The following is a 25,743-nucleotide window of genomic DNA, read 5'->3' as shown; positions in this document are numbered from 1 at the left end:
CAGCAGCGAAATGACGCGATGTGCCAACAACCGACATGAGCCCGTCCCGTGACGCTCGGCGCGTTAGGTGTTGATGTTGGCGCGGCGACCCGATTTGTCGTACCAAAGAGCCTGGAAGGGGCCGCGCGGGGTATGGGGCAAGACCGGATAAGGGTCGAACGACGGCTGTCAGCAATATTGGCCGCCGACGTGGCCGGCTATTCGCGCCTCATGGGGATCGATGAGGTAGGCACCGCCCGAAACCTGCGTGAACACCGGGTCATATCCGATGCGCTGATCGCCAGGCATGGCGGCCGTATTGTGAAGACCACGGGTGATGGCTTGTTGCTGGAGTTTGCCTCGGTCGTCGATGCGGTGGAATGCGCGGTAGCAGTACAGGCGGTCATGGCCGAGCGTAACGTCGGTGTGCCACAGGATCGGCGCATGCTGTTTCGGATCGGGATCAACCTCGGCGACATCCTGATCGAGGGCGATGACATTCTCGGTGACGGCGTCAACGTCGCGGCACGACTTGAAGGTATCGCCGAGCCCGGGGGCATTTGCATCTCGGGCTCCGCCTACGATCAAGTTCGCGAAAAGGTCGCGGTTGAGTTCACTGATTTGGGCGAGCAGAGCCTCAAGAACATCGCGCGTCCAGTGCGGGCTTATGCCGTTGTCCAGGATCGACTTAACCCGGACATGCAAGCTGATCACGCAATGTCGAGCCAGCATTCGACCCCTCGTCTTTCAATCGTGGTGCTGCCCTTCGCCAACATTGGTGGCGATCCCGAGCAAGACTATTTCGCCGATGGCGTGACCGAAAGTCTTACGACAGATCTGTCCCGTATCAGCGGCTCATTTGTTATCGCTCGTAACACGGCCTTTACATACAAGGGCAACGCCGTTGATGTGAAGCGGCTTGGGTCCGAGTTGAACGTCCGGTACGTTCTCGAAGGATCGGTGCAGCGTAGCGGCAACCGCCTTCGCGTGAATGTGCAGTTGATCGATGCCGGAACCGGCAATCACCTCTGGGCCGAACGTTTTGACAAGCCCGTCGCCGATCTGTTCGACATGCAGGACGAAATCGTATCGAGGCTTGCAAACACGCTGGGCGCGCAGCTTGTTGCAGCCGAAGCACGGCGAGCCGAACGATCTCCAAATCCCAGTTCGATGGATTTATTCTTTCAAGGCAGGGCTTGGTTTAACAAGGGGCTAACTCCTGAATTGATGACACAAGCGCAAATTTTCTTTCAACGAGCTCTGACGCTTGACCCCGGAAACCTCGATGCGATGCATGGTTTGGCGATGGTCGATGCGTCAGTTGGGGCTGCGGATATGACCGACGACAGGCTGGCGCGATTTGCGAACGCCGAAACCACCTTAACCAGCGTGTTGTCCCTCGCACCGAATCATCCAATGGCCCACTTGCATCTGGGTCTAGTCCTCATGTTAACGAAGCGCCCAGCCCAAGGCATCGCAGAGTGCGAGCAGGCATTGGCACTGGATCGTAATTCGGCGGGTGCTTATGGTCTCATTGGCTACGCCAAGTATCTGCTCGGTCGCGGCGGAGAAACGGAACACCACATCAACGAGGCATTTCGCCTTTCTCCGCGCGACACACTTGCGAATGTATGGATGCTGTGGGCCGGCCTCGGCAAGGCGCAGCTCAATGCCGGCACTGAAGCCGTCGGGTGGATGCGCCGGGCGCTTGAAGCGAACCGAAATTTTTCTGCCGCGCATTTCCATCTCGCGGCTGAGCTGGCGCTTGTCGGTGAGCTCGACCAGGCGCGCACAGCAGTTCAAACGGGCCTCGCTCTCGATCCAGGCTTCACCATACGGCGTTTCCGCGCCGGCACAGCGACTGACGAGCCAACTTACCTCGCTGGGCGCGAGCGCTGCTATGAGGGCTTGCGCATGGCCGGCGTTCCCGAAGGTTGAGCGGCCAAAGATTGCGCTGAACATCTGACAGGTCCGGCTTGGGTCATTCGCGACCGGGTCGAGCCAGCAGTAAGTCCGGCCATGTCCGCTATGCCGCCGAAAGCGGAAGTCAATTCGGAGTATTAGCGGCTCCGCGACGGACGTGATTCAAGCTCCGAAACCGGAGCCTCGAATCATGCGCTACGAACTCAGCGACTTTGAATGGACCGCCATCAAGCCGATGCTGCCGAACAAGACGCGCGGCGTTCGGCGTGTAAATGACCGTCGCGTGCATACGACAAACTCGCGGCGAACTATCTGGCGTTCATCAAGCTTGCATCAATCCGAATCTGGCTGCGTGCTAATGAGTCCACGCCCTAAGCCCCGAAGGCCTTGAAGGTGATGATGGTGTAGGTTTCCTGGATGCCGGGAATGACCTGGACCTTCTCGTTGACGAAATGGCCGATGTCGGTGCTGCTGTCGACGTAGAATTTGACCAGCAGATCGTAGTCCCCCGCGGTCGAGTAGATTTCAGAGGCGATCTCGGCTTCCGCGAGCGCATTGGCGACAGTGTAGGACTGGCCCAGCTTGCATTTGATCTGGATAAAGAAGGGGACCATCGCTGTTTCTCCCGGCAAATCGTATCGTGGGGCATCGTGCTGAAGCGCAATAGAGCCAAATCCGGCCACCGTGGCAACCCGCCTTGCTGGGGGGACTCCGGCGCGTTAAATCATACAAATAAGGGGTTTCGGCAGGCGAAACGCCCGATGAGAACGCCATGACCATACCGATTGCGCTGACGATTGCGGGCTCCGATTCGAGCGGAGGCGCGGGCATCCAGGCTGACCTCAAGACGTTCGCGGCCTGCGGCGTCTACGGCGCGTCGGCGATCACCGCGTTGACGGCGCAGAACACCAAAGGCGTCACCGGCATCCACGACGTGCCGGCGGACTTCATCACCGCGCAGCTCGATGCCGTGTTCACCGACCTTGATGTGAAGGCGGTCAAGATCGGTATGGTAGCCCGGAGCGAAGCCATCGAGGCCATTGTCGCGGGGCTCACTCGCTGGTCGCCGAAGCATGTCGTCGTCGATCCCGTGATGGTGGCAACGTCGGGAGCACGGCTGCTGTCGCCCGACGCGATCGATGCCTTGCGCAAAAAGCTTTTCCCGCGGGCAAGCCTGATCACGCCGAACCTGCCGGAAGCCGCCGCGCTGCTCGATGAAGCTATCGCCGACAACGAGACGGACATCGAACGTCAGGGCAGGCGGCTGCTGGCGCTCGGATGCCCGGCGGTGCTGATCAAGGGCGGTCACGCCCACGGCCCCGAGAGCATCGATTATCTGGTCGACGGCAGTTCAGTGATCCGGCTGGCGGCGCCGCGCATCGCCACCAACAACACCCATGGCACCGGCTGCTCGCTGTCCTCGGCCATCGCAGCGGGGCTTGCGAAAGGCGGCAGCCTGGAAGCTGCGGTCCGCGATGCCAAGGCCTATGTCAGCGCCGCCATCGCCGCGGCGGACCGCCTCAGTGTTGGCCATGGTCACGGACCGATCCATCACTTCCACGCCTTCGATTAACGAAACCAACGCGACAACCCGCCGCGTCTGTCGCCTGTTTGTCGCACTCCGCTGTTATTCGCCAGTCAAGCAAACGATGTGTCTGATTCCTGTCAGGCCGCTTACTGGATCAAAAATGACGAGCACCGATCTCGACAAGTCCATCGTTGAAACCGCCTACGCCCGCTGGGCGCCGATCTACGACGCGGTGTGCGGCCCCGTCATGGTGAAGGGCCGGCGCGCCGCCGCCGCCGCCGCCCGCTCCATCGGCGGCAAGATACTCGAAGTTGGCGTCGGCACTGGTCTTTCGTTCGACGACTACGACCGCAGCACCGAGATCACCGGCATCGACATGAGCGCGCCGATGCTCGAGAAGGCGCGCATGAAAATGGCGAGCGGAAAGTATCCGTTCGTCAAGGCGGTCCACCAGATGGACGCGCACCATATGACGTTCGACGACGCGACATTCGATTGTGTGGTAGCGCAGTTTGTCATCACGCTGGTCGCCAATCCCGAGCAGGTGCTGTCCGAATGCCACCGCGTGGTGAAGCCGGGCGGGCGCATCATCCTCGTCAATCATCTCTATTCGGAGGTCGGCGTTGCCGCCGCCGTCGAGCGCTGGGCTGCGCAGAAAACCCGCGCGCTCGGTCTTCGCCCGGAATTTCCGTTCGCGCGGCTTCAGGCGTGGGCGCAATCAAACGCAAGCACCACCCTCATCGAGCGTCGCAAAGTTGCGCCGTTTGGCATCTACACGCTGGTTTGTTTCGAGCGAACTCTCACGTCGCAGGCCGCCTGATCCGTCATCGGGCTGTCATGCGATTCTGATAAGCGCTCGCCTATGGAAAGACAGGTTATGAGCGACGGCAGTCCAGATCGGCTCTTTCGCACTTTGTTTATCTCCGATGTCCACCTCGGAGCCCGCGGCTCGCAAGCCGACCGTCTCCTCGATTTTCTCCGCTGTCACGACGCCGACACCATCTATCTCGTCGGTGACATCATCGATGGCTGGGCGCTGAAATCCAACTGGTACTGGCCGCAGTCCCACAACGACTTCGTGCAGAAGATGCTGCGCAGGGTCCGCAAGGGCGCGCGGGTGATCTATATCCCCGGCAATCACGACGAGTTCCTGCGCTCCTACTACGGCACGCATTTCGGCGGCATCGAAGTCGTCGAGAACGCGATTCACGAAGGCGCGGACGGCAAGCGCTATCTCGTCATCCATGGCGACATCTTCGATCTCGTGGTGCAGAACGCGCGGTGGCTCGCGCATCTCGGCGACAAGGCTTACGATTTCGCGATCCAGATGAACCGTCTTGTCAACGCATTCCGGAAACTGTTCGGCGTGCCGTACTGGTCGCTGTCGCAATGGGCCAAGCTGAAGGTGAAGAACGCCGTCAACTATATCGGCGCGTTCGAACAGACGCTGGCCGGAGAAGCCAAACGGCACGGCGCGGACGGCGTGATCTGCGGCCACATTCACTACGCCACGATCCGCGACGAGAACGGCATCCGCTACATGAACTGCGGAGACTGGGTCGAAAGCTGCACCGCGCTGGTCGAGCACGAAGACGGCCGCTTTGAAATCCTGACATGGACCGACCCGTTGCGCCGGACGCAGTCCGTTCCGCGCGTGACGGCGCAGGCCGCCTGATGCGCATTCTCATCGCAACGGACGCCTGGCATCCGCAAGTCAACGGCGTGGTGCGGACCCTCACCAAGATGGCTGAGGCCGCCACGTCGATGGGCGTCGATGTCGAATTCCTGACGCCGCAATCGTTTCGCACGGTCTCCTTGCCGAGCTACGCCGATCTGCATGTGGCGTTGCCCCGGCCGGGCAAGATCGCGCGGATGATCGAGGAAGCGCAGCCCGATTACGTTCACATCGCGACCGAAGGCCCGATCGGGATTCTGGTGCGGCGGTATTGCCAGAAGAACAAGGTGCCGTTCACCACGAGCTTCCATACCCGCTTTCCCGAATACATTTCCGCGCGTTTCCCGATTCCCGAAAGCTGGGTCTGGGCGGCGTTGCGCTATTTCCACAGCACCAGCGACGCGGTGATGGCGGCGACGCCAGCGCTTGCGGACGAGTTGCGCGGGCGCGGATTCCGTAATGTCGTGTTGTGGTCGCGCGGCGTCGACGCGACGACGTTCCGGCCGCGCGAGTTCGATCTCGGGTTGCCTCGTCCGATTTTTCTGTCGGTGGGCCGCGTCGCGGTCGAAAAAAACCTCGAAGCGTTTCTGGAACTGGATTTGCCCGGCACCAAGATCGTGGTCGGCGACGGCCCAGCCCGCGTCGAGCTGGAACGCAAATTCCCCGACGCCGTGTTTCTTGGCACCATGCAGGGCGAGAAGCTGGCGGAGACTTATGCCGCCGCCGACGTCTTTGTGTTCCCGAGCAAGACCGACACCTTCGGCCTTGTCCTGCTTGAGGCGCTCGCCAGCGGCGTGCCTGTCGCGGCGCTGCCTGTCTCCGGCCCGCTCGATGTGATCGGCGATGCGCCGGTCGGTGTCCTGAACAACGATTTGCGCGCGGCATGTCTGGCGGCGCTGGATATCTGCCGCGAGACCTGCCGCGAGTTCGCGGTCGCCCGAAGCTGGGGCGCATGCGCTCAGACCTTTATCGACAACGTGACGCGCGAACGGCCCCCGCAGGTCAAGCGCCGCTGGCGTCGTCGGCTGGCCCGCAGGCTCCGGTTGACGTCGGAATCCATTCCGAACGTCTGATCGCGCATAGCCGTTTCTCGCTGGCGATCTTGCCCGGATGAATCGGCGCGCTATACATGCGCCATGACCGAACTTGTCCTTCCCACCATCGCCGATATCGATTCCGCCGCGCGGGTGCTTGCGCCCGTCGCCGTCAGAACCCGCCTTGTGACGTCGCCCGCGCTCGATGCGCTTGTGGGCGGTCGGGTGTTTCTCAAGCCTGAAGTGTTGCAGCGAACAGGTTCTTTCAAGTTTCGCGGCGCCTACAACAAATTATCCTCCATCCCGGAAGCCGCGCGAAAAGCGGGGGTCGTGGCGTTCTCGTCAGGCAACCACGCGCAGGGCGTGGCGGCGGCCGCGCAACTGCTGAACATGCCGGCGGCGATCGTGATGCCGTCGGACGCGCCGGTCTCCAAGATCGAGCGGACCAAAGGCTATGGCGCGGAGGTCGTTCCCTACGATCGCGACAGGGAGGATCGCGATGCCATCGCGCGCGATCTCGCAAGCAAGCGCGGTGCGACGGTGGTTCCGCCCTATGACGATCCATGGGTCATCGCGGGGCAGGGCACGGTCGGCCGCGAGATCGCGGAGGATCTTGCGGCCCTGGGCATCGCACCCGACGTCGTGTCCGCGCCCGCATCCGGCGGCGGCTTGATGGCCGGTATCGCGCTCGCGACAAAAGCGAAGTTTCCCGGTGTCGGGCTGGTCACCGTCGAGCCTCATGGCTTCGACGATCACGCCCGGTCGTTCAGCGCGGGCCACCGCGAACCGCATCGGGCTGTCGGCCGCACCATCTGCGACGCGCTGATGGCCTCGATCCCCGGTGAGATCACATTCGCCGTCAACCAGAAGCTCGGCGTGAAGGGCGTCACGGTTACCGACGATGAGGTGGCGAAGGCGGTGGCGTTCGCGTTTCGAGAACTGAAGCTGGTGGTCGAGCCGGGCGGAGCGGTTGCGCTTGCCGCGCTTCTCGCAGGGTATATCGACGCCAAGGGCAAGATCGTCGCCATCGTGCTGTCCGGCGGCAATGTCGATGCGGATTTGTTCGCGAGGCTGATTCAGTAAGGCGTCACAGTTTCGCCCTTTGCGGCGAAGTTCGCCGCCATTTAGCCTTTAGCTGAAAAACGCGATTTTCTCGGCCTGGCTCATGCGCCGGATCGGGGCCAGCGGATCGCTGCGCGACGACGCAGGTTTCGCGACGATACCGTTTGCGATCAGGCTTTCACCCAGCGTCGACAACGGCGCCGCGGCGACTGGCTGCGGCACGATCGCCGCAACGGGCTCGACCCTTGCGTCGGGGACGATCTCCAGATGCACCGTCCTGCGGGGCTCCGGTGTAACGTCCATCTCAACGGAAGCGGGGACCGTTTCCACCGCCGGGCTTACGTCAACCGGCGGAGCGGCCTCGGCCATCGTGTCCGGCGCTGCAGCCTCCGGAGCGGCTGCCGCCAGCTCAAACAAACTGTCATCGATGGCGATGTCTTGGATCGCGATGTCCGGAGCGTCTTCGGGCGGCTCAGCCGGCGCGTGGCCGAAATCGACGGAATGGACCGCCGCAACAGGCTCATCCAGCAGCGATGCTGCCGGGCCGATGCCGTCAATCTGCTGCGCCGCCTGATCGAAGGCTTGCAGAATCTCATCGCGAAGACCGCTTGCCACGACATTGTCGCAGGCGGCGTTGATCGCATCGACCTGCGACTCCAGCAGGGAACAGATGCGGCCGTCCGCGCCGGATTCGCGCAGTCCCCATGCGATCTCGCGGATCACGCGCGCGCATTTGCGCGACGGAGCGAGGGCTTCCTCAAGGATCGGGCCGGCCATTGCCATTGCGGCGCTTTCGCGCGCCGCGGCCACGATAAGTTTTACGGCCGCCATCGCCTCCGGCAGTCCGCTGGAAGGCACTTCACTGGGAGTCGGGTCGTTTGAAACTAGCGGGCCCGCCTCTTCCTTCTGGGCGGCAAGCGACTGTTCGATGCGCGCGACGGCTTCCAGCACCATCGCCGTATCGGCGTTGCGGTTGCGCTTCGTGTATTCGTCCAGAAACCAGCGGCCACGCGCGGTTTCCAGAAACGCCTCGCGGATAGCTTCGAAGTCCGCGTCGCTCGGTGAAGCGGCGCGGGCCGAAATAGGTGACAAGGCGAAGGCTTCGTTGGCCATAAGAACCTGACTGGAAACCCAAAGCTGAAAGCGGTGTCCATAAGCGCCGAACAAGCGCTAGATACGATCAACACGAACCGCAGCGAATCGCAATTCCCGTGTCTGCCAGCGAATCACAAAAGCACCCGACCGGGCAATCCGTCGCTGACCGATTTGCTCGCCGCATCAGTCTGTTTTACGCCTCGACCTTCGGCATCATCGGGGTGCATATGCCGTTTTTCCCGGTCTGGCTGAAGACCATCGGCATCGATGTCTCCTGGATCGGAATCATCACCGCGGCGCCGTCGCTCTCCCGTTTCACGATATTACCGTTCGTGACGGCATCAGCCGAACGTCGCCAGATCATGCGCGGAACGATGATCGCGCTGGCGTTCGCGACCGCCACGGGATTTGCCGTGCTGGGACAGCTTCGCGATCCGCTGACGATCCTGGTTGTCTATGCGCTGATCGCGTGCCTGTGGACCCCGCTCAGTCCGCTGACCGACGGCTACGCGCTGAAAGGCGTCGCGCGCCATGCTCTCGACTATGGGCGGATGCGGTTGTGGGGCTCCGCGTCCTTCGTGGTGTTCGCGCTGCTGGCGGGGCTGTTGTTGCAGGTGATCGACCCGCAGCACCTGATCTGGATCATCGTGGCTGTCGCGGCCATCAGCGCGTTCGTCGGTCTCGGCATCGTCCCGCTGGACGCACCTGCGACCGGATCGCCGCCACATGGGCGGGCGAGCGCGCTGCTCCGGAAGCCGCCATTCCTTGCCATTATCGGAGCGTCTGCGCTGATCCAGGGCAGCCACGCCGCCTATTACGCTTTTTCCTCCATCACTTGGCAAAACGCCGGTTTCGGCGGCTTCACCATTGCCGCACTCTGGTCGCTCGGCGTGATCGCGGAGATCGTGGTGTTTGCGATCTCGCCGCGCTTCACATTGTCGCCGGCCGTTCTTGTGATGATCGGCGCGGTGAGTGGTGTGTTGCGCTGGGTGATCACCGCGCAGGATCCGCCGTTCGAGGCTCTCGTGGCGGTGCAATTGACGCACGGCCTGACCTTCGGGATCACGCAGGTCGGCACCGTCGCCTTGATGGTCCGCAGCGTGCCGCACCACATGCTCGCCAGCGCGCAGGGCTACATGGTGGCGTTGCAGGGGGCCGTGACCAGCCTGACCATGATGCTGTCCGGTCTGATTTATGCGCGGGTCGGCGAGGGCGTCTACTACGCGATGGCGGCGATGGCGCTCGCGGGCGGTATCGTGATGGCGATAGCGCGCCGGCGGCTTGATGCGCACCACACCTTGACGGACTAACCCCAAAGGCCGGCGTCGGGCGGATGCACCGTGCTGCCGTCGTAGCGCAGGCCGTTGTCGCGGTCCCGGGCCAGCAATAGCGGGCCATCAAGGTCAACCACCCGCGCGCCCTGCGCGATCATCATCGCCGGGGCCATGGCCAGCGAGGTGGCCACCATGCAGCCGACCATCAGGTCAAATCCCAGCGCCCGTGCCGCCTCGGCTATCGCCAGCGCTTCCGTGAGCCCGCCTGTCTTGTCGAGCTTGATGTTGATGGCGTCGTAGCGCTCGCGCAATCCGTCGAGCGAGGCGCGGTCATGCACGCTCTCATCGGCGCAGACGGCGACGGGCCGCTTGATACGGGCCAGCACCGCGTCCTGTCCGGCAGGCAGGGGCTGTTCGACCATGGTCACCCCGGCCGATGCGCAGGCCGCCAGATGCCGTTCCAGGTTGCCGTCGGTCCACGCCTCGTTGGCGTCCACGATCAGTTCCGCATCGGGGGCCGCCTTCCGGACCGCTGCGATCCGGGCTTCGTCACCGTCGCCTCCAAGCTTGACCTTGAGCAGCGGCCGATGGGCGGCCTTCGCGGTCGCTTCGGCCATGGCCGGCGGCGTCCCCAGCGAGATGGTGTAGGCCGTGGTCAGCGGCCGCGGCGCGGGCTGTCCGAGCAGGTCCCAGATCCGCTTATTCGCTACCTTGGCCTCCAGGTCCCAGAGCGCGCAGTCCAGCGCGTTGCGGGCGGCTCCCGGTTGCATCCGCTGCTGGAGTGCCTGCCGGTCCAGCCCGCCGCGAAGCGCCTCCTGCATGGCCAGGACCGCTGCCAGCGTGATTTCAGGCGTCTCGCCGTAACGGGCATAGGGAACGCATTCGCCGCGCCCGAGAATGACCTCACCATTAAGGCCTTGGCGACTTACCTCGGCCACAATGACCACGGCTTCTGTTTTCGCGCCCCGGCTGATGGTGAAGCTGCCGGCGATCGGCCAGCGCTCGATCCGGGCGGCAAGGTTGAGCGATGGCGTCATTTGTGAAATCGATTTTCGTGAGGGCGGGCTTGCCCGGGCGCGGCAATTATGGCTCTTAGCAGCATCCCCGTACAGATTGTTGGCATCGTGGTAGGTTGTTTGATCAACCGCAGGAGCTGGGCTTGAACGGCAATCCGACATTGGAGCAGGTTACCGTCGGCGCGGGCGTCGCGCTGCGCGCGGCTGGCCAATGGACGGTCCATCACGCGCCCGATCTTGAAAAGATCGTCGAGGACACCGAGAAGCGAAACGGCGGCTCCGCCAATATCGTGATCGACGTCTCGCAGGTCTCCAGCCTCGACACGTTCGGGGCCTGGCTGATCGAACGGCTGCGCCGCAGCCTGACCCAAGGCGGCGTCGAGCCCCGGGTCGCCGGCCTGTCCGAGAACTATGCGAGCCTCGTCAATGAAGTTCGGCAGGTGAAGGCCGGGGTCGTCCATCAGCGGCACCGGCAATCCCTGACCGGGATGCTTGAGGGCGTCGGCCGCAGCGTCGTCGAGGTCGGCGGTACGCTGGTCGGCCTGATCGGCATGATGGGCGCGATCCTCAATGCGATGTTCCGCGTCGTGCGCCATCCGACCAGTTTCCGTTTCACCTCCATGGTCCATCATCTGGAGCAGGTGTGCTGGCGCGCCGTTCCGATCGTGGTGCTCATCACCTTCCTGATCGGCTGCATCATCGCCCAGCAGGGCATTTTCCATTTCCGCAAGTTCGGCGCGGACGTGTTCGTGGTCGACATGCTCGGCGTGCTGGTGCTGCGCGAACTCGGCGTGCTGCTGGTGGCGATCATGGTCGCGGGCCGTTCGGGCAGCGCCTACACCGCCGAACTCGGTTCGATGCGGATGCGCGAGGAAGTCGACGCGTTGCGGACCATGGGGTTCGATCCGACCGAGGTGCTGATCCTGCCGCGGATCGTGGCGCTTATCATCGCCATGCCCATTCTCGCGTTCCTCGGCGCCATGGCCGCGCTTTACGGCGGCGGGCTTGTCGCGTGGGGTTACGGCGGCGTGCAGCCCGATGCGTTTCTGGCGCGTCTGAAGGAAGCGATTTCGATCAATCATTTCACGGTCGGCATGGTCAAAGCGCCCTTCATGGCGCTGGTGATCGGCGTGGTCGCCTGTGTGGAAGGTGCGGCCGTGAAAGGCAGCGCGGAGTCGCTCGGCCAGCACACCACGGCGTCGGTGGTGAAATCGATCTTCTTCGTCATCGTCATGGACGGTCTGTTCGCGATCTTCTTCGCGACGATCAATATTTGAGGCGAGGACGATGGCGGCCTATTCCGACGATGCGATCATCCGGGTGCGCGACCTCACGGTCGGTTTCGGCGACAACCTGATCCTCAACCATCTCGATCTCGACGTGAAACGCGGAGAAATCCTCGGCTTCGTCGGCGCATCGGGCGCGGGCAAGTCGGTGCTGACCCGCACCATCATCGGCCTGATGCCGAAGCTCAGCGGCAACATCGAGGTGTTCGGCGTCAACATGGGCGAAGCGAGCGAGGACCAGCGCCGCGCGGTCGAGCGCCGCTGGGGCGTCTTGTTCCAGCACGGCGCGCTGTTCTCGTCGCTGAACGTGCGGCAGAACATCCAGTTCCCGGTGCGCGAGTTCATGAACGTGTCGGAGCGGCTGCTCGATGAAATCGCCATCGCCAAGCTCGCCATGGTGGGCCTCAAGCCGGAGGTCGCCGACCGTTTTCCGTCCGAACTGTCGGGCGGCATGATCAAGCGCGTCGCGCTGGCGCGGGCTCTCGCGCTCGACCCCGAAATCGTGTTTCTCGACGAGCCGACGTCCGGCCTCGATCCCATCAGCGCCGGCGACTTCGACCAGCTGGTGATGACGTTGCAGCGTACTTTAGGGCTGACCGTTTTTATGGTAACCCATGATCTCGACAGCCTTAAAACGGCCTGCAATCGCATCGCAGTGTTGGGGGATCGCAAGGTTCTCTTGGTAGGCACGATGGACGACATGCTGGCCTCGCAGCACCCATGGCTGCGGGCCTATTTTCATGGCAAGCGCGCCCGTGCAGTTGTCGCCTAGTCTGCGTCAGTCTTGTGTTCTATTGCGTAGGTATTTGGAGTTAAGTTTATGGAAACAAAGGCAAATTACGTCCTGATCGGGACGTTCACGCTGGCGGTGGTAGCCGCGGCCTTTGGCTTTGTGTTCTGGTTTCAGAACCTCGGGGCGGCCGCGCAGCGCATCCCGCTTCGCATCGTGTTCGAGGGCGCTGCGTCCGGCCTGCGCACCGGCGGCAACGTCAACTTCAACGGTATCAAGATCGGCGAAGTGACGTCGATCAAGCTCGACGATCCGAAGCGCGTCGTCGTCATCACCGCCGTCGACAAGTCCGCGCCGATCCGCAAGGACTCGCTGGTCGGTCTCGAGTTCGCCGGCCTCACCGGCGTGTCCTCGATCTCGCTCAAGGGTGGTTCGCTCGAAGCGGGCGACGTGCCGACGGCAGAGGACGGCGTTCCGACGCTGACCGCCGATCCGAACGCGATCCAGGACATCGGCGAGGCGGTGCGCGGCGTGCTGCAGAACGTCAACAAGCTTGTCCTCGATAACCAGGAAGCCCTGAAGAGCAGCATGGCCAACATCGAGGTGTTCTCCAAGAGTCTCGCTGCCAACTCCACGCGCATCGACAGCATCATGGCCGGTGTCGATGGGCTGATGGGCGAGAAGGGCGAGTTGCAGGGGGCTGCGAAGTCCTTCCGCGAGCTGGCCGAGAACCTCGACAAGCGCTCCGCCGGCCTGATCATCGACGGCCGCCGCACGCTCGCGGACATCAGCCGTGCGGTGAACAACTTCGACCGCAACCCGACCCGCGTGCTGTTCGGCGCAGGGCAGAAGGATGCAGCACCGGCGCCTAATCCCGCCGACGCCCGCGCGCGGCAGCGGTAAGCTCAACCTCTCCCCGTAAACGGGGCGAGGTGAAAGAGCGGACCTCCAGATTCAATTTTCAAACAGCCACGGTCATTCCACGCGCGCGCGTTCGTTCTCGCGTCACGCGCGAGTTGTGTCCGCTAATCTCCCCTCAAACAGCGAGGGGCATGGAGCGCCGTAAAGCGCATCTTGTGTTTGTTTCGCTTCCGGCACCGCGTGCGAAGCGGCGTGTCTCCGGAAGCGCATCGCCTCACGGCGCTCCACTGCGGCGATTTTGGGCGAGAGGACCGTACTTCCGGGACAGGACGGACGCGGTGCGTCCTTTATCCGGCGGGATTTCTCCGCCTTCATCCTGTCCGCGTCCAGCCGCGAACGGCAGAGCCACGTAGTTGGCCCGGACGGTGACCCCAGCCTCCCGAGCGTGTGTTTGCGAAACACACGTGCAGGCGCCGCATCCTGCTCCGCTTCAAAGCGCCCTCGAGAAGCGCCCCTCACGAACAGGACGTGCTGAACATAAGAGAGGTCCGGAGCGCGGGGATTTGTGTCCCCATCACGAAATATTTCTGCGAGGACCGCAGCCGTGGATTCCGGGCCTGCGCCAAGAGGCGCATCCCGGAATGACGGGTGGGAAATCACTCCGCTTCATCCAGCGCACAAACAAAAAAGCGGAGGCTCGCGCCTCCGCTTTTCGTATCTGATTTGGATCAAGCCTGCGCTTATCCCAGCCGTCCCGCGGCGTGAGCGAGCAGGGTGTAGACCAGCCCGGTTTCCGAGACGAGATGGTTGCGCAGCGCTGCCGGTCCACGCTCGTCGCGCGAGACTTCGTCAAGCAGCCGCTCGAACTCGTTGATGTAACGGTCCACCGTCTGCTTGAAGCTGCGGTCGGCGCGATACTTCCGCGACACTTCGTCGAACGCTTTCTGGCCAGCCGGCGTGTAGAGCCGCTTGGAGAACGCCTTGCGCTCGCCGCGCTGATAGCGATCCCACATCTCGGCCGCGAGGTCGCGGTCGAGCAGCCGGGCGATGTCGAGCGACAGCGCCTCGAGCGGGTTGCCGGCCTGACGCGAAGCGCCACGGCCGCGCGGGCCTTCCTCCGAGTCGGAACGGTTCAGCAGGTCGGACAGCCATCCGTCACGGTCCGCGCTTGCGGGGCTGACCGACGGCGCTTCGGTGCGGCGCGGCGGAGCAGCAGGCGCTCCGAGATCCGGAGGCGGCAGGCTGGAAGCGCTTGCGACGTCGCGCTGACGCGGCGCGGGGCGCGATACGGTCTCGGCGCGGCCGCCGGCTGTGGCCATCTCTTCCTCGCGATAGCTGACGCGATTGGGGGCGGCGACATCGAGGCCCTTGCCGTGGCGGGCGACGATCCGGTTCAACTCGGCCAGTGCTTCGATCTGGTCGACAATGACCTTGCGCATCTGTGCCGTGCTCTCGGCCGCTTCCTGTGGCACTTCGAGGACGCCGCGGCGCAGCTCGGCGCGGGTGGCGTCGAGTTCGCTGTGCAGCTCCGACGCCATCTGCTTCATGCCGTGCACGATGGTGGCGAACTTGTCGGCCGCCTGACGGAACATGCTGTCAGCTTCGCGTGTGCCCTGGTCGTACAGTTCGGACATCGCCTCGGAGGTCTGGCGGCGCTCGTCCTCGACCGCCGCGCGGACGGCTTCGAACTGGCGGCTGACCTCGGCCGAGCTTGAGCCGGCGGTCTGCGCCACGATCTGCGCGATGTCGCGCGCCCGCGTTTCGGCCGCGGCGAGGGAGTCGTCGAGCAGCGACGTGAAGCGCGAGAGCCGCTCGTCGAGATCGTGCGTCCGCAGATCGATGGTCGAGACCAGCGATTCGAGCATGGCGCTGCGGTCCGTAATGGAGTCGCTGGCGCGGTCGTTGCTCTTCTCCACCATGGCGGCGGCTTCCGCCAGCGCGCGGCCGTGATTCTCGAATTGCGCCGAGAGGGCGTTGAGGTTTTCCAGCGCGCCGGAGGTCTTGGACGTGAACAGCCCGAGCTGCTGTTCGAGCGCGCCCGTGGACTCGCCGTTGCGCGAGGTGACGTCGTTCATCGTCGAGACGAATTCCGCAACCCGCGTGACGAGCGTCCGCTCGAGCGAGTTGAGGTTGTCGTGAGCGCCGGTGAGGACTTCCTGGAGCAGGATGTTGCCTTCGCGCAGCCGCTCGAACAGGGCGAGCGTGTCGGTGCGGAGGATCTTGCTGGTTTCCTGCAACTCGCTGATGGTCGAGGTCGCGACCTGACGCGACTGGTCGATCGCCGCGCGGGAGGTCTGGTCGATGTCCTTGAGCGACTTGCTGACAGCGCCGATGGCGATTTCGCTCGCCGTGTTGATCTGGCGCGCCAGATCGGAGGAGTTGTTCATCATCGCGACGGTGAATGCGCCGCCGTGATTTTCGATCGACTTCAGCGCGGAATCCGCGGCGCTGCCGATGGTGAGGGAGATTTCGGCGGCCTTGCTGCCGAGCGCTTCCACCAGCGAACCGCGGCGGCTGTCGACGAGCTGCGACAACTGTTCGGTCTGTTCGCGAACGCCGTCGGTGATCGCCTCCACCTTGCCGGTGAGGGTCGAGCCGAAGCGGTCGGTCGATACCGCGATGGTGCGTTCGATTTCGGCGGATGCCGACTTCACCTGCGTCGTTGCATTGGTGGACGCGACGGTGATCGTGCTTTCGGCTTCGCGCGCGGCCATCTGGATGCTGCGTTCGACTTCGCCGGACATCGCCTTGAGGTTGGTGCCGACATCGCTGGAGACACCGCGGAGCTGCGTGCCCACTTCGCCGGAAATATCCCGGAGCTGGGTGCCGACTTCGCCGGTGATGCCGCGAAGCTGCGATCCCACTTCGCTGGAAACGCCCTTCAACTCGACGCTGACCTCGCTGGACACGGTCTTGAGCTGCGAGCTGACTTCGCCGGAGAGCGCGAGCAGCGACTGCTGGGCGGTGCGGGCGCTGCCCTGAACCGTCGCGGTGGTGTCGGCCATCAGGCCGGTGAGCATACGCTCGGCCTCTTCGACGCGCGACTTGATCGCGTTCGACATTTCGTCCGCGCGGGAGCCGATCGCCTCGGCGGCGTGCTGGCCGCTGATGGTGACGCGGTTGGCGGCGGCCTCGACACGGGTATCGAGCAGGTTCTCGAACTGCGAGACCCGGGCGCTGATGTCGGAGGCGAGGGAGGAGACGTTGAACTCCAGGTTGTTCTGGATGTCCTTGACGCGCGCGGTCACGGCATTCGCCATGTCATCGACGCCGGTCGTCATGGCGCTCAGCACCTGCGCACCGCGGGCTTCCATGCTGTCGGCGATCGAGGCCGTGCGGCTTTCGACGATCGAGGCGAAGGCAGCGGCCCGGCTGTCGAAGGTCTGCACGACGGCTGCGGTGCGGGTATCGACGATGTCCGCGAACGTCGCGGTACGGCTGTCGAAGGCGTCCGCGATGGCTGCGGTGCGGGCATCGACCACGGTGGCGAAAGCTTCCGCCCCGGTGTTGATCCGTTCGGTCACCACCGCCGTGCGTGCATCGACCAGATCGGCGAATGCCGTGGTGCGGCTGTCGATCGTATCGGTGAAAGCGGTGGTGCGGCCGTCGATGGTGTCGGTGAACGAGGCTGTCTGATTGGCGACGGCCTCGGTGAACGCGGTGGTTTGTTGGGCGACCAGTTCGGCGATCGTCGAGGCGCCCTTGTCGATGGCGTTCTTGAGGTTATCGGTGTGCGTGCCGATGACTTCGGTGAACGATACGGCGCGGCCATCGATGGCCTCCATGAAGGAGCCGGTGCGTGCGTCGATCACCGAGGTGAAGGAGGCGGCCCGGCCGCTGACCGCGTCGCTGAACGAGGCGGCGCGTGCGTCGAACGATTCCTCGATCGCCTTCATGCGGGCGATGATGGTGCCGTCCAGCGAGTTGATCTTGCCGAGAAGCGACGTGTCGAGGTCCTCGACACGCGTTTCGATGGCGGTCTTGAAGCCGGAGAGGCTCTGGTCGAGCTTGGCGTGCAACTGGTCGCCATGCGAGGTCACGCGGCCATCGAAGCTGTCGACATAGGTCTTGAGATTGTCCGTAAGGCCCTGGGTGTGCTGGCCCATGCGTTCGACGATCTCGCCGCCATAGGTCTTCACGGTGCGGTCGAATTCCGCGATGTGACGGGTGATCAGCGCGCCGAGTGTGCCGCTGTCGCGCGCGAACTTCTCGGCCAGCTCGGTTCCCTGTTCCTTGACGATGCTGTCGAACAGGCCGATCTGGTTGCTCAGCGTCTCATGTGCGGTCTCGGTCTGGCTGACGATCTTGGAGACCAGCGTGTTGATGGTGACGTCGAGGGCCTCGCCGGCCTTGTCGCCGCTGGACAGAACGCGGTCCGCCAGCCGGTTGCCGGCCTCGTCGATCTTGTCGGTCAGGTCCGCGCCGCGGACGTCGAGTTCCAGAAGCATCGATTCGCTCGAGTTCTTCATGGACTCGAAGATCTTTTCGGTGCGTTCGACCACGCTCGAGACGATTTCCTCGGAGCGGGCCGCGATGCCGTCGACGATGGTCGTCGAGCGTTCGGCGAAATTGCCCGTCATCTTGTCGAGGCGGTCGTTGAGCGCGTCGTGGACGCGGTCGGCGAGGTCCGCGAATTCCTCGTGGACGTGGCCGGTCTTGAAATTGAGGCTGGCGGTCAGCTTCTCGCTGGCGTCGAGCACGCTGGCGGCGGTCTGGGTGCTCGCTTCCTCGAGGCGGTCGAGCAGGTCGCCGCCGCGCTCGCCGAGCGCGATGATCATGTTGTCGCCGGCGCTGGAGAGCGCCCGCGTGATGTGCTCGCTGCGCTCTTCGAGCGCGCCGGTGATGCTGCTGGCGACTTCGTCGACGCGCGATGCAATCGCGTCGCTGATCAGGGCGATGTCCTGACGCAGATCGATCTGCACGCCGGAAATGGCGTTGCGGACCTGTTCGGCCTGACCGACGAGGTTGTCGCGCTGAACGGCGATGTCCTGGAGCAGGGCGCGGATGCGCACTTCGTTGTCGCTATAGGCACGTTCGAGCGACGACACTTCGTTGGCGACGAGCGCCTCGAGTTCGCCGGCGCGGGCAATGGCGCGTTCGACGCCGTCGCCCATCGCCGCGACTTCACGGCGGATCGCCTGACCCACGGTCACAATCGCGCCGTTGGCGACGTGCTCGGGTTCGGAGAAGCGGACGGCCATCTGCGCCATGGACTGCGCGATCATGCTCATTTCCTGGCTGCGCCAAGCGATGCTCGCGAGCGCATAGAACAGGACGAGGGGGGCGACGATGACGGCCAGAAGGCCGATCAGTGCGAGAATACCGGCGCTGCCCTGACCGATGACGGCTTCGAGGGCCGGCATGAAGGCGAATGCCAGAAAGCCGACGCCTGCGATCCACAGGCCGGCGAAGAGTGTCGCGATGGTGTAGGCGTTGCGGCGCGGACGGCCCTTCTGAATGGTCTGCAGGATGGCGCCGATGGTCTCGCGGTCGTCGTTGGCCGGCGGGCGGCCGAAATTCGTCATGTCGATGTCGTCGGCAGGCTGCCGGAGATCGTCTCCGCGGCTGGCCCCGCGCAGCGACGGTTCATTGCGATTATCCCGGCCACTGTCGGACGCAGGCAGATCGCCGATGTTCAGAGCTTCCTGGATCGCCGAAAGAGCGTCTTCTGTGGGGTCCTTGACCTTTGGATTTTTCGCCATGTGTCCCATACGCCTTTACTTTTTTACGCATCCGGAATTAGCCAAGCTGACGGCTGGCTGCGCGCCCCGGATGTCGCCCCAATATTTTCGATCGACACGAAGTTGAAGTCGCCGAATTCCCGCCGGTTGTCCCGCACTTCCGGAAACATCCTATTGGCTCGGCCGGTCGAATGAAATGGGACCGGTTAATAGATTTTTAATCATCGTTAATTTGTGCACGGTTAACACTTTAAGAAATCAGCGGTTTTAGAAAGCACTTCGGTACTTCGCGGCGGCGGCACGGCAAAAAAATGGCTAAATCGCGGCGGGAACCGCATACATTCCGTTAACCATTGGTGTGATTGCTTGAGGGTGTTTTCCGGCCGGAATCGATCCGGCGCCGTCAGCAGTCTGGAATGCCATGCACCCCTTTATGGAGCACTTGAACTGGATGCCGTCGCCCCCGCTCATTCCAGAAGACTCCGCCATCGATATGCAGCATCTCGGCCGCATGACGCTCGGCGAAGCCGCCCTCGAAATCGAAGTTCTCGCCCTGTTCGCGGCCCAGAGCCGCGATCTCATCAACCGCCTCGCAGCAATCCCGGCTGACGCCGCGGCGCTGGCGCACACATTGAAGGGCTCCGCGCGGGCCATCGGCGCGTTTCGTGTCGCCGACGCCGCTTTCGCGCTTGAAGCCGCCATGAAGAACAGCGGCGACGTCACAGGCGCGGTTGCATTGCTGAAACGCGCCGTCGATGAAGCCAGCGCCACGATCGACCGGATGTTGAACCGGTCCTGACAGGCTTTTTTCCGGCCCGCTTTATCCCCGGCAGTGCTGGTATCTCCCGGATTGACCCGTTATAGGACTGGTCCATCTGAACACTTCGGGCAGCACGACAATCATGGTCAAGATCAACTTCACCGATCACTCAGGAACAACCCGCACCGTCGACGTCGAGGCGGGTGCGACGGTGATGGAAGGCGCGATTCGCAATGCCATTCCCGGCATTGAGGCGGAGTGCGGCGGCGCATGTGCGTGCGCGACCTGCCATGTCTATGTCGATGAAGCCTGGCGCGAGAAGGTCGGCTCGCCGACGCCTATGGAAGAGGACATGCTCGATTTCGGTTACGACGTGCGGCCGAATTCCCGGCTGTCGTGCCAGATCAAGGTGACCGACGACCTCGAAGGTCTCACGCTCTCGACGCCGGAGCGGCAAGCTTAAGCGCCTGCGTGATCCGCCGCCGCTGAGAAATTTTTACGTGATGAAATAGAAGCGCGGGAAAATACGAACGCGACAAATTCTTACGTTATGAAAATCGATAAAAAGCCCCGCCTGTTCGCGGGGTTTTTTGATTCTTGGGCACACCATGCGCCGCCGGGACATCGCGGTATGTGTGGCAGATCGATGAAAGGCCGTCTTCTCGTTGCGCGCAAATATCCGATCCGGATGCAAAAAAATCAGAATCCCTTCAGAAATTTTTCAGGTCCCGCGGGCGAGGGGCGTCGATGGAGAAGCCGATGATGCTGTTTCTCGTACCCCAGCGGTTGAACGTGGCCAGCCACGGCTGAAACCGCGCGGTAATGTCGGGCGTCGCGCGGCGACCGCGTCGCGCTGTCGATGCGTTCAAAACACCTGGCTGATGCCGAGGCGCGAGACATAGGTCGTCGTCTGGTTCGGCGTGAGCGACGCTGTGACCGATGCGGTGATCGCGCCGTTGTTCCACACCGGCAGACGCACGCCGCCGCCGACCTCGGCCCAGTCCTTCGCGAACGAGAGACCTGGCGCGGTCAAGGCAAATGCATCGACCAGCGCTCCGGTGATATTCGCGCCCTTGCCGCCGTCGAGGCGATACCCCCACGCGAACGTGCCCCACACCCAACCGTTCGGCGTGAAGGTGTAACGCGCGTCACCGCCGACACGCGACGTGTGCGAGGTCGAGATGAAATCGTCGAAGTTCGCCGCGAAAACGCCGCTGGTTTCGGAATAGCCGTGAAATCGCGTCTCGGCGAATGTGTAGGAGGCGAACGGCGTCACGGTCACCTGCGGCATCAACGCGAAACCCCAGCCGATGCGTGCCGTCGCGCCGTAGCCGTTGCCCGACGTCGATCCGCTCGATGTTGTAGGCGTGATGCCGTTGAGATAGCCACGGGTGATGTCGCCCTTGAGGTTGATCAAGCTGCCGCCGACAAGCCATTGAAAACCACTATCCGGCACGCGCGCGACGAACGCGCCGACTGCGCCGCCGGACATCTTGGCGTTGCCGTTGTAGATCATGTCGGTCTTCACATAATTTGCCGAAGCGGAAAATCCGGCGACGAGACCGAACGGCAGATCGGCGGTGAGGCCGAGCGTGCCCGATGCAATCGGATCGCTGTCATAGGCACCATAACTGAAGACGGAGTAGGGCGTGCTGCGGCTGCCCTGCGATCGCATCGCCTGTGTGGCGTATTCCTGCATTGTGCCGAGCGTACCGCCGATTGCGGCGTTTGCCGTCTGGCCGACGGCGGACTGTCCGGCAAATGATCGCATAACGTCGTCCACAGTCACCAGTCCCTGGCAGAGGGCCGATTCGCAGCGGGCGATAAAATACTGGTTTGTGTTGGACGCATCATACCCGTAGCCGACGATGATTTTTCCATTGTCGGAAACGCCAGTCGCGGCCCGCAAGGTCATGCCGCCGGTCTGGATGCCACTGGCGCCCAGCAAGCTGCTGAGTGCCTGCATGCCGCCGGTACGGGTCCAGCGCATCGCGACGTTCATGCCGTTCGTGGTGGTATTGGCTTCACCCACGATCACCGAACCGTCGGCATTCACGGCATTGGGCGTGGAATAGTTGCCGCCCGCGATGCTGCCGAGGTTCTCCATGCCCCCGCTATGGGTCCAGCGGAAAACGCTACGGGTAACCGAGCTATCGTTGCTGAACCCAACGATCGTGGAGCCGTCGCGGCTGATGGCATTGGCTGTGCTTTGCGTGCCACCCGCGAACGTGCCGAGACCGACCCAGCCGCCGCCTTGTGTCCAATACGCAGCTTGGCTGCTCGCAGCCGCCGTCGACATGACGGTTCCGACGACCGTCTGCCCGTCACCCGAAACGCCGTATGCGTTGCTGCCGTCGTAGCCCGCCAGGAAGCCCAGTCCCACCATACCGGTCGCCTGTGTCCAGCGGAAAGCCTGAACCCCAGCTCCGATTGCAAAGCCGACTGCAACTGATCCATCGCTGCTCACGCCACGCCCGAAGCTGAGGGTGTAGCCATCCAGCGACCCGCCAGGCGCAAATGCGGCTCCGCTGTGGAGATCGGTGATGACGGTGCCACCCGCGGTCCACATGACGGCATGCTGGCTCGCTGCGACTGCTGTCCCGACAATCGCGGAGCCGTCAATGTTCACCGCGGAAGGTGTTGCCTGATCTCCAAGGCCCGGCAGTGTAATCGCGGCTCCATTCGTCTCCAAAAGCGGCAGCGCCGGATCGAATCCGACGCGATTGTCCCTGACGGTGACCTTGCCGTTGCCGCTGATGACGATCAGCGGCGACGTGAAGCCCGGCGGCGGGAACAACACATCAAACCCGTCGGCGGCCTGCGCCATTGGCGTCGCAGCGAGCGTCGCGCTCGCGAAGAGCGCCGCGCGCCGCAGCCCGCGCGTCGATAGTCCAGTCCCGGTCATCCGATTGTCCCCAAAAATCAGGGTTATCAGGCGGGAAACCAGCCGTCTTCTCACTCTGCGCAAACGCGCCCGTGCGGGTGCAAAAATCAGAATCTCTTCAGAAATGTTTCGGTCCGGGGCGCGCGTATCGCGAGGTTTACGCGTTCGGAGAAACTGCCCGGACGTCGCCCGGCGTCATGCCGTAGGTGCTGCGAAAAACCCGGTAGAATGTCGCAATACTGTCGAAGCCGCACGCATAGGCAATGTCCGCAACCGGCTGTGCCGGCATTGCTTGCAGCAAGCGCCTCGCTTCCGTGAGCCGCATCGCCAGCAAGGTTCGTGAAAAGCTGGTGCCGGTCGGCTCGAACAGAAGGTGCACTTGCCGCGTCGAAATCGCGAATTCGTTCGCGACCGATGCGGGCGACAAATCGAAACGATGCATATCGCGCCGGAACATGTCGCGGACGGCTTGGAGGAGGCCGAAACGGAGCGCGCTCCGGCTTTCCTGCGAGCCCGACGATACGCGCTCGCGCGCGAGCAATGCCAGTTGGGCAAGATGCTCGATGGCGTGATGGCGATCGGTGCCGGGGTCTGTCGCGGCATCCCGGGCAAGGGCATTGAATGCGGCCGAAATGACCCGCTCCAGACGCGGATCGTTGCGCGGAAGCGACGGCGGAAGACCGCGCGCCCGCGACGTCAGTATGGCGCGCCCGGTCAGAGGAATCTTGAGAACGCGGAGATCAAATCCGTGCGGTGTGGTCGGCGTCGTCAGATAGGGCAGATCCGAGTGGCTGATGGCCAGACGGCCGGCTGTCACCATGAACTCGCCGCCGCTTTCGGTGTGGAACCGGCTCGCGCCGCCGACCTGCTGATAGATGCAGAGGCTGTCGCTCGATGCCTGGGAGATGTCGGCCTCGGTGCGCGATACCATGTAGGGCGAGGCGTGCATCTCGCTCAGGGTCGCGCCGCCGACGTTCATGGCCGAAAAGCGGCCCCGGAAATTCAGCCGGTCGTCCCGCTCCAGCGATATCGTCACGCCGAACAGATTGCGGGCGCGCACCTCGCACCAATAGTCGAACCGGTCCTGCGGACGAAGATCGTCGGTGGAAAAGCTGAGCATGACGGCGGGCTGCCGGGTTGGTTGCAATACGCGTTTGTGCTGGTTTGCACGTCCGCACGATGGGCGTGCAGGACACCACAAGAGACTTAGAGCCAGACTTTTGCGACGGCAACACCAATCGCGCGGGGACCGCGACTAGCCTTGCAACATCCACGGCTGAAACCGCGCAATGATGTCGGGCGTCAGCGGCGTCGGCTTGCGTGTGGCCGCATCGACCAGCACCGTGACGGCTTCGGCCGATGCCGTGCAGACATCCCCGGCAAAGACCACCTGAGCGAATCTCGCAGAGGTCCGGCCCAGCTTCGAGACGCCGATGCCGAGCTCGAAGCTGCCGGGCCAGTGCATCTCGGCGCGGAAGTCGATCGCCAGATGCACCAGCATCCAGCTCAGGCCCTTCGGCATCAGGCCGCGGTCGCCGCTGCGCAGCAGGGTGACGCGGCTGGTTTCGAAATAGGTCGCATACACGGCGTTGTTGACGTGCTTGTTCGGATCGAGGTCGCCGTAGCGGACGTTGTCGGTCAGGCGAAACGGATAGTCGGCCAGGCTGAAGCTGGGATTTTGGCGGATCGGCGCGTTCACGTGTTCGGTCTCCAATTCAAGGCCTGCATAGCGGGAAATGTTGCTGCCTCACAAGGGACCGGCAGGTGCGGGGACGGCGGGCCCGACCCCCGAATAGCGCTTCCCCCAAACGGCTGTCTTGGCTAGACAAAAGCCGCACTTTTCTGTCCCCGTTCGCTGATCCCCACCCATCAAAGCCGGAACGCGCATGACCGACACGACCAAAACCGACGTCCTGATTATCGGCGCTGGCCCCTGTGGCCTGTTCGCTGTGTTCGAACTGGGCCTGCTCGATATGAAAGTGCATCTGGTCGACATTCTCGACAAGCTGGGCGGCCAATGTGCCGAGCTTTATCCGGAGAAGCCGATCTACGACATTCCGGCGATTCCGATGGTCACGGGGCAGGGCCTCACCGACGCGCTGATGGAGCAGATCAAGCCGTTCAATCCGACCTTCCATCTCAACGAGATGGTCGAGACCATCGAGAAGATCGGCGATCCGCTGTTTCGCGTCACCACTGACGCCGGCCAGGTGTTCGAGACCAAGGTCGTGGTGATCTCGGCGGGCGGCGGATCGTTCCAGCCGAAGCGGCCGCCGGTGCCGGGCATCGAGGCCTACGAAGGCACCTCGGTGTTTTATGCCGTGCGCAAGATGGAGCAGTTCCGCGACAAGAACTTGCTGATCGTCGGCGGCGGCGACTCGGCGCTCGACTGGGTTCTCAACCTGCAACCGCTCGCCCGGCGCGTGACCTTGCTGCATCGTCGCGACGATTTTCGCGCAGCACCGCACAGCGTCGACCAGATGCGCGCGCTTGTTGCATCGGGAAAAATGGATCTGAAGATCGGTCAGGTCACCGGACTCGAAGGCGCGGACGGCAAGCTGTCCGCTGCTCAGGTCAAGGGCAACGACAACGAAATCTCGAAAGTTGAGTGCGATACTATTCTGCCGTTCTTCGGACTGACGATGAAGCTCGGTCCGGTGGCGAACTGGGGCGTCAAGCTCGAGAACAATCTGGTGCCGGTCGATACCGAGGCGTTCGAGACCAACGTGCCGGGCATCTTCGCCATCGGCGACATCAACACCTATCCCGGCAAGCTGAAGCTCATTCTCTCGGGCTTCCACGAAGGCGCGCTGATGGCGCAGAAGGCGCATCGCTACGTCTATCCGGAGAAGCGGCTGGTGTTCCAGTACACAACGTCATCGTCGAGCCTGCAGAAGAAGCTCGGCGTGAACTGAGCGGTATAGATTTATTATTCCGGGTTCGCGCGAAGGCGCG

General features: G+C 63.3%; 20 protein-coding genes. 13 read left to right on the top strand and 7 right to left on the bottom strand.

From position 1 onward, the window contains the following. Nucleotides 1–132: 132 nt before the first annotated feature. Nucleotides 133–1,917 carry an adenylate/guanylate cyclase domain-containing protein gene (locus tag AC1RKJ_RS06500; protein WP_492792660.1) on the top strand — a complete coding sequence of 595 codons (1,785 nt, stop codon included), beginning with the start codon at nucleotides 133–135 and terminating at the stop codon, nucleotides 1,915–1,917. Between the two features lie 356 nt (nucleotides 1,918–2,273). Here the strand turns inward: AC1RKJ_RS06500 and AC1RKJ_RS06495 are convergent, their stop codons facing one another. Further along, nucleotides 2,274–2,516, bottom strand: a complete 243-nt coding sequence (locus tag AC1RKJ_RS06495) for an Lrp/AsnC ligand binding domain-containing protein (RefSeq protein WP_492790253.1) — start codon at nucleotides 2,514–2,516, stop codon at nucleotides 2,274–2,276. A 158-nt stretch (nucleotides 2,517–2,674) separates the two neighbouring features. Here AC1RKJ_RS06495 and thiD point away from each other — a divergent pair, with 158 nt between their 5' ends. The 5 genes from thiD (at nucleotide 2,675) to AC1RKJ_RS06470 (ending at nucleotide 7,222) form a co-directional block, all read left to right on the top strand. After that, nucleotides 2,675–3,475, top strand: a complete 801-nt coding sequence (gene thiD / locus AC1RKJ_RS06490) for a bifunctional hydroxymethylpyrimidine kinase/phosphomethylpyrimidine kinase (protein ID WP_492790252.1) — start codon at nucleotides 2,675–2,677, stop codon at nucleotides 3,473–3,475. Between the two features lie 115 nt (nucleotides 3,476–3,590). Then, nucleotides 3,591–4,250: a class I SAM-dependent methyltransferase gene (locus tag AC1RKJ_RS06485; protein ID WP_492790251.1), complete on the top strand. Its 660-nt coding sequence runs from the start codon at nucleotides 3,591–3,593 to the stop codon at nucleotides 4,248–4,250. Between the two features lie 57 nt (nucleotides 4,251–4,307). Beyond that, nucleotides 4,308–5,105 carry a UDP-2,3-diacylglucosamine diphosphatase gene (locus tag AC1RKJ_RS06480; RefSeq protein ID WP_492790250.1) on the top strand — a complete coding sequence of 266 codons (798 nt, stop codon included), beginning with the start codon at nucleotides 4,308–4,310 and terminating at the stop codon, nucleotides 5,103–5,105. Further along, on the top strand, nucleotides 5,105–6,178 hold the full coding sequence (locus AC1RKJ_RS06475) for a glycosyltransferase family 4 protein (RefSeq protein ID WP_492792659.1): 1,074 nt from the start codon (nucleotides 5,105–5,107) through the stop codon (nucleotides 6,176–6,178). The genes AC1RKJ_RS06480 and AC1RKJ_RS06475 overlap by 1 nt, the downstream gene beginning before the upstream one ends. A 63-nt stretch (nucleotides 6,179–6,241) precedes the next feature. After that, nucleotides 6,242–7,222 (top strand): threonine ammonia-lyase, encoded by a 981-nt coding sequence (locus AC1RKJ_RS06470; RefSeq protein ID WP_492790249.1) that lies wholly within the window; start codon nucleotides 6,242–6,244, stop codon nucleotides 7,220–7,222. Nucleotides 7,223–7,270: 48 nt separating this feature from the next. On the opposite strand, the gene AC1RKJ_RS06465 is transcribed toward AC1RKJ_RS06470, so the two are convergent. Further along, nucleotides 7,271–8,314, bottom strand: coding sequence for a hypothetical protein (locus AC1RKJ_RS06465; RefSeq protein ID WP_492790248.1), 1,044 nt, complete (start codon nucleotides 8,312–8,314; stop codon nucleotides 7,271–7,273). A gap of 98 nt (nucleotides 8,315–8,412) precedes the next feature. On the opposite strand from AC1RKJ_RS06465, the gene AC1RKJ_RS06460 reads away from it, so the two are divergent. Continuing rightward, nucleotides 8,413–9,606: an MFS transporter gene (locus AC1RKJ_RS06460; RefSeq protein WP_492790247.1), complete on the top strand. Its 1,194-nt coding sequence runs from the start codon at nucleotides 8,413–8,415 to the stop codon at nucleotides 9,604–9,606. Here the strand turns inward: AC1RKJ_RS06460 and dgcA are convergent. Further along, on the bottom strand, nucleotides 9,603–10,607 hold the full coding sequence (gene dgcA / locus AC1RKJ_RS06455) for an N-acetyl-D-Glu racemase DgcA (RefSeq protein ID WP_492790246.1): 1,005 nt from the start codon (nucleotides 10,605–10,607) through the stop codon (nucleotides 9,603–9,605). The genes AC1RKJ_RS06460 and dgcA overlap by 4 nt on opposite strands. Nucleotides 10,608–10,729: 122 nt before the next feature. On the opposite strand from dgcA, the gene AC1RKJ_RS06450 reads away from it, so the two are divergent. From AC1RKJ_RS06450 to AC1RKJ_RS06440, 3 genes are read left to right on the top strand one after another with little or no spacing between them, the layout of a single operon-like run. Then, entirely contained in the window at nucleotides 10,730–11,863 is a 1,134-nt protein-coding gene (locus tag AC1RKJ_RS06450) for an ABC transporter permease (RefSeq protein WP_492790245.1), read from the top strand. Between the two features lie 10 nt (nucleotides 11,864–11,873). Beyond that, nucleotides 11,874–12,644 (top strand): ABC transporter ATP-binding protein, encoded by a 771-nt coding sequence (locus tag AC1RKJ_RS06445; RefSeq protein WP_492790244.1) that lies wholly within the window; start codon nucleotides 11,874–11,876, stop codon nucleotides 12,642–12,644. Between the two features lie 48 nt (nucleotides 12,645–12,692). Further along, the gene (locus AC1RKJ_RS06440) at nucleotides 12,693–13,505 is read left to right on the top strand and encodes an MlaD family protein (protein WP_492790243.1); all 813 of its coding nucleotides are present in this window, start codon (nucleotides 12,693–12,695) and stop codon (nucleotides 13,503–13,505) included. A 698-nt stretch (nucleotides 13,506–14,203) separates the two neighbouring features. Here the strand turns inward: AC1RKJ_RS06440 and AC1RKJ_RS06435 are convergent. Beyond that, nucleotides 14,204–19,165, bottom strand: coding sequence for an apolipoprotein A-IV repeat region-like domain-containing protein (locus AC1RKJ_RS06435; protein ID WP_492790242.1), 4,962 nt, complete (start codon nucleotides 19,163–19,165; stop codon nucleotides 14,204–14,206). A 400-nt stretch (nucleotides 19,166–19,565) separates the two neighbouring features. On the opposite strand from AC1RKJ_RS06435, the gene AC1RKJ_RS06430 reads away from it, so the two are divergent. Together AC1RKJ_RS06430 and AC1RKJ_RS06425 are read left to right on the top strand one after the other, a co-directional pair. Beyond that, nucleotides 19,566–19,943, top strand: a complete 378-nt coding sequence (locus AC1RKJ_RS06430) for an Hpt domain-containing protein (protein WP_492790241.1) — start codon at nucleotides 19,566–19,568, stop codon at nucleotides 19,941–19,943. Nucleotides 19,944–20,046: 103 nt separating this feature from the next. After that, entirely contained in the window at nucleotides 20,047–20,367 is a 321-nt protein-coding gene (locus AC1RKJ_RS06425) for a 2Fe-2S iron-sulfur cluster-binding protein (RefSeq protein WP_492790240.1), read from the top strand. Nucleotides 20,368–20,769: 402 nt separating this feature from the next. Here the strand turns inward: AC1RKJ_RS06425 and AC1RKJ_RS06420 are convergent, their stop codons facing one another. The 3 genes from AC1RKJ_RS06420 to AC1RKJ_RS06410 form a co-directional block, all read right to left on the bottom strand. Beyond that, complete coding sequence (locus tag AC1RKJ_RS06420; protein WP_492790239.1) at nucleotides 20,770–22,809, bottom strand: autotransporter domain-containing protein; 2,040 nt, start codon at nucleotides 22,807–22,809, stop codon at nucleotides 20,770–20,772. 136 nt (nucleotides 22,810–22,945) lie between these two features. After that, the gene (locus AC1RKJ_RS06415) at nucleotides 22,946–23,908 is read right to left on the bottom strand and encodes a helix-turn-helix transcriptional regulator (RefSeq protein ID WP_492790238.1); all 963 of its coding nucleotides are present in this window, start codon (nucleotides 23,906–23,908) and stop codon (nucleotides 22,946–22,948) included. Between the two features lie 135 nt (nucleotides 23,909–24,043). Further along, the gene (locus AC1RKJ_RS06410; protein WP_492790237.1) at nucleotides 24,044–24,487 is read right to left on the bottom strand and encodes an acyl-CoA thioesterase; all 444 of its coding nucleotides are present in this window, start codon (nucleotides 24,485–24,487) and stop codon (nucleotides 24,044–24,046) included. Between the two features lie 187 nt (nucleotides 24,488–24,674). Between AC1RKJ_RS06410 and AC1RKJ_RS06405 the strand changes: the two genes are divergently transcribed. Continuing rightward, on the top strand, nucleotides 24,675–25,703 hold the full coding sequence (locus AC1RKJ_RS06405) for an NAD(P)/FAD-dependent oxidoreductase (protein WP_492790236.1): 1,029 nt from the start codon (nucleotides 24,675–24,677) through the stop codon (nucleotides 25,701–25,703). Nucleotides 25,704–25,743 lie beyond the last annotated feature (40 nt).

The organism is Afipia sp. GW822-FHT04G07 (genome assembly GCF_058800765.1).
Note: the sequence above shows the minus strand (reverse complement) of the source record. Positions and strands in the feature narration are given on the sequence as shown.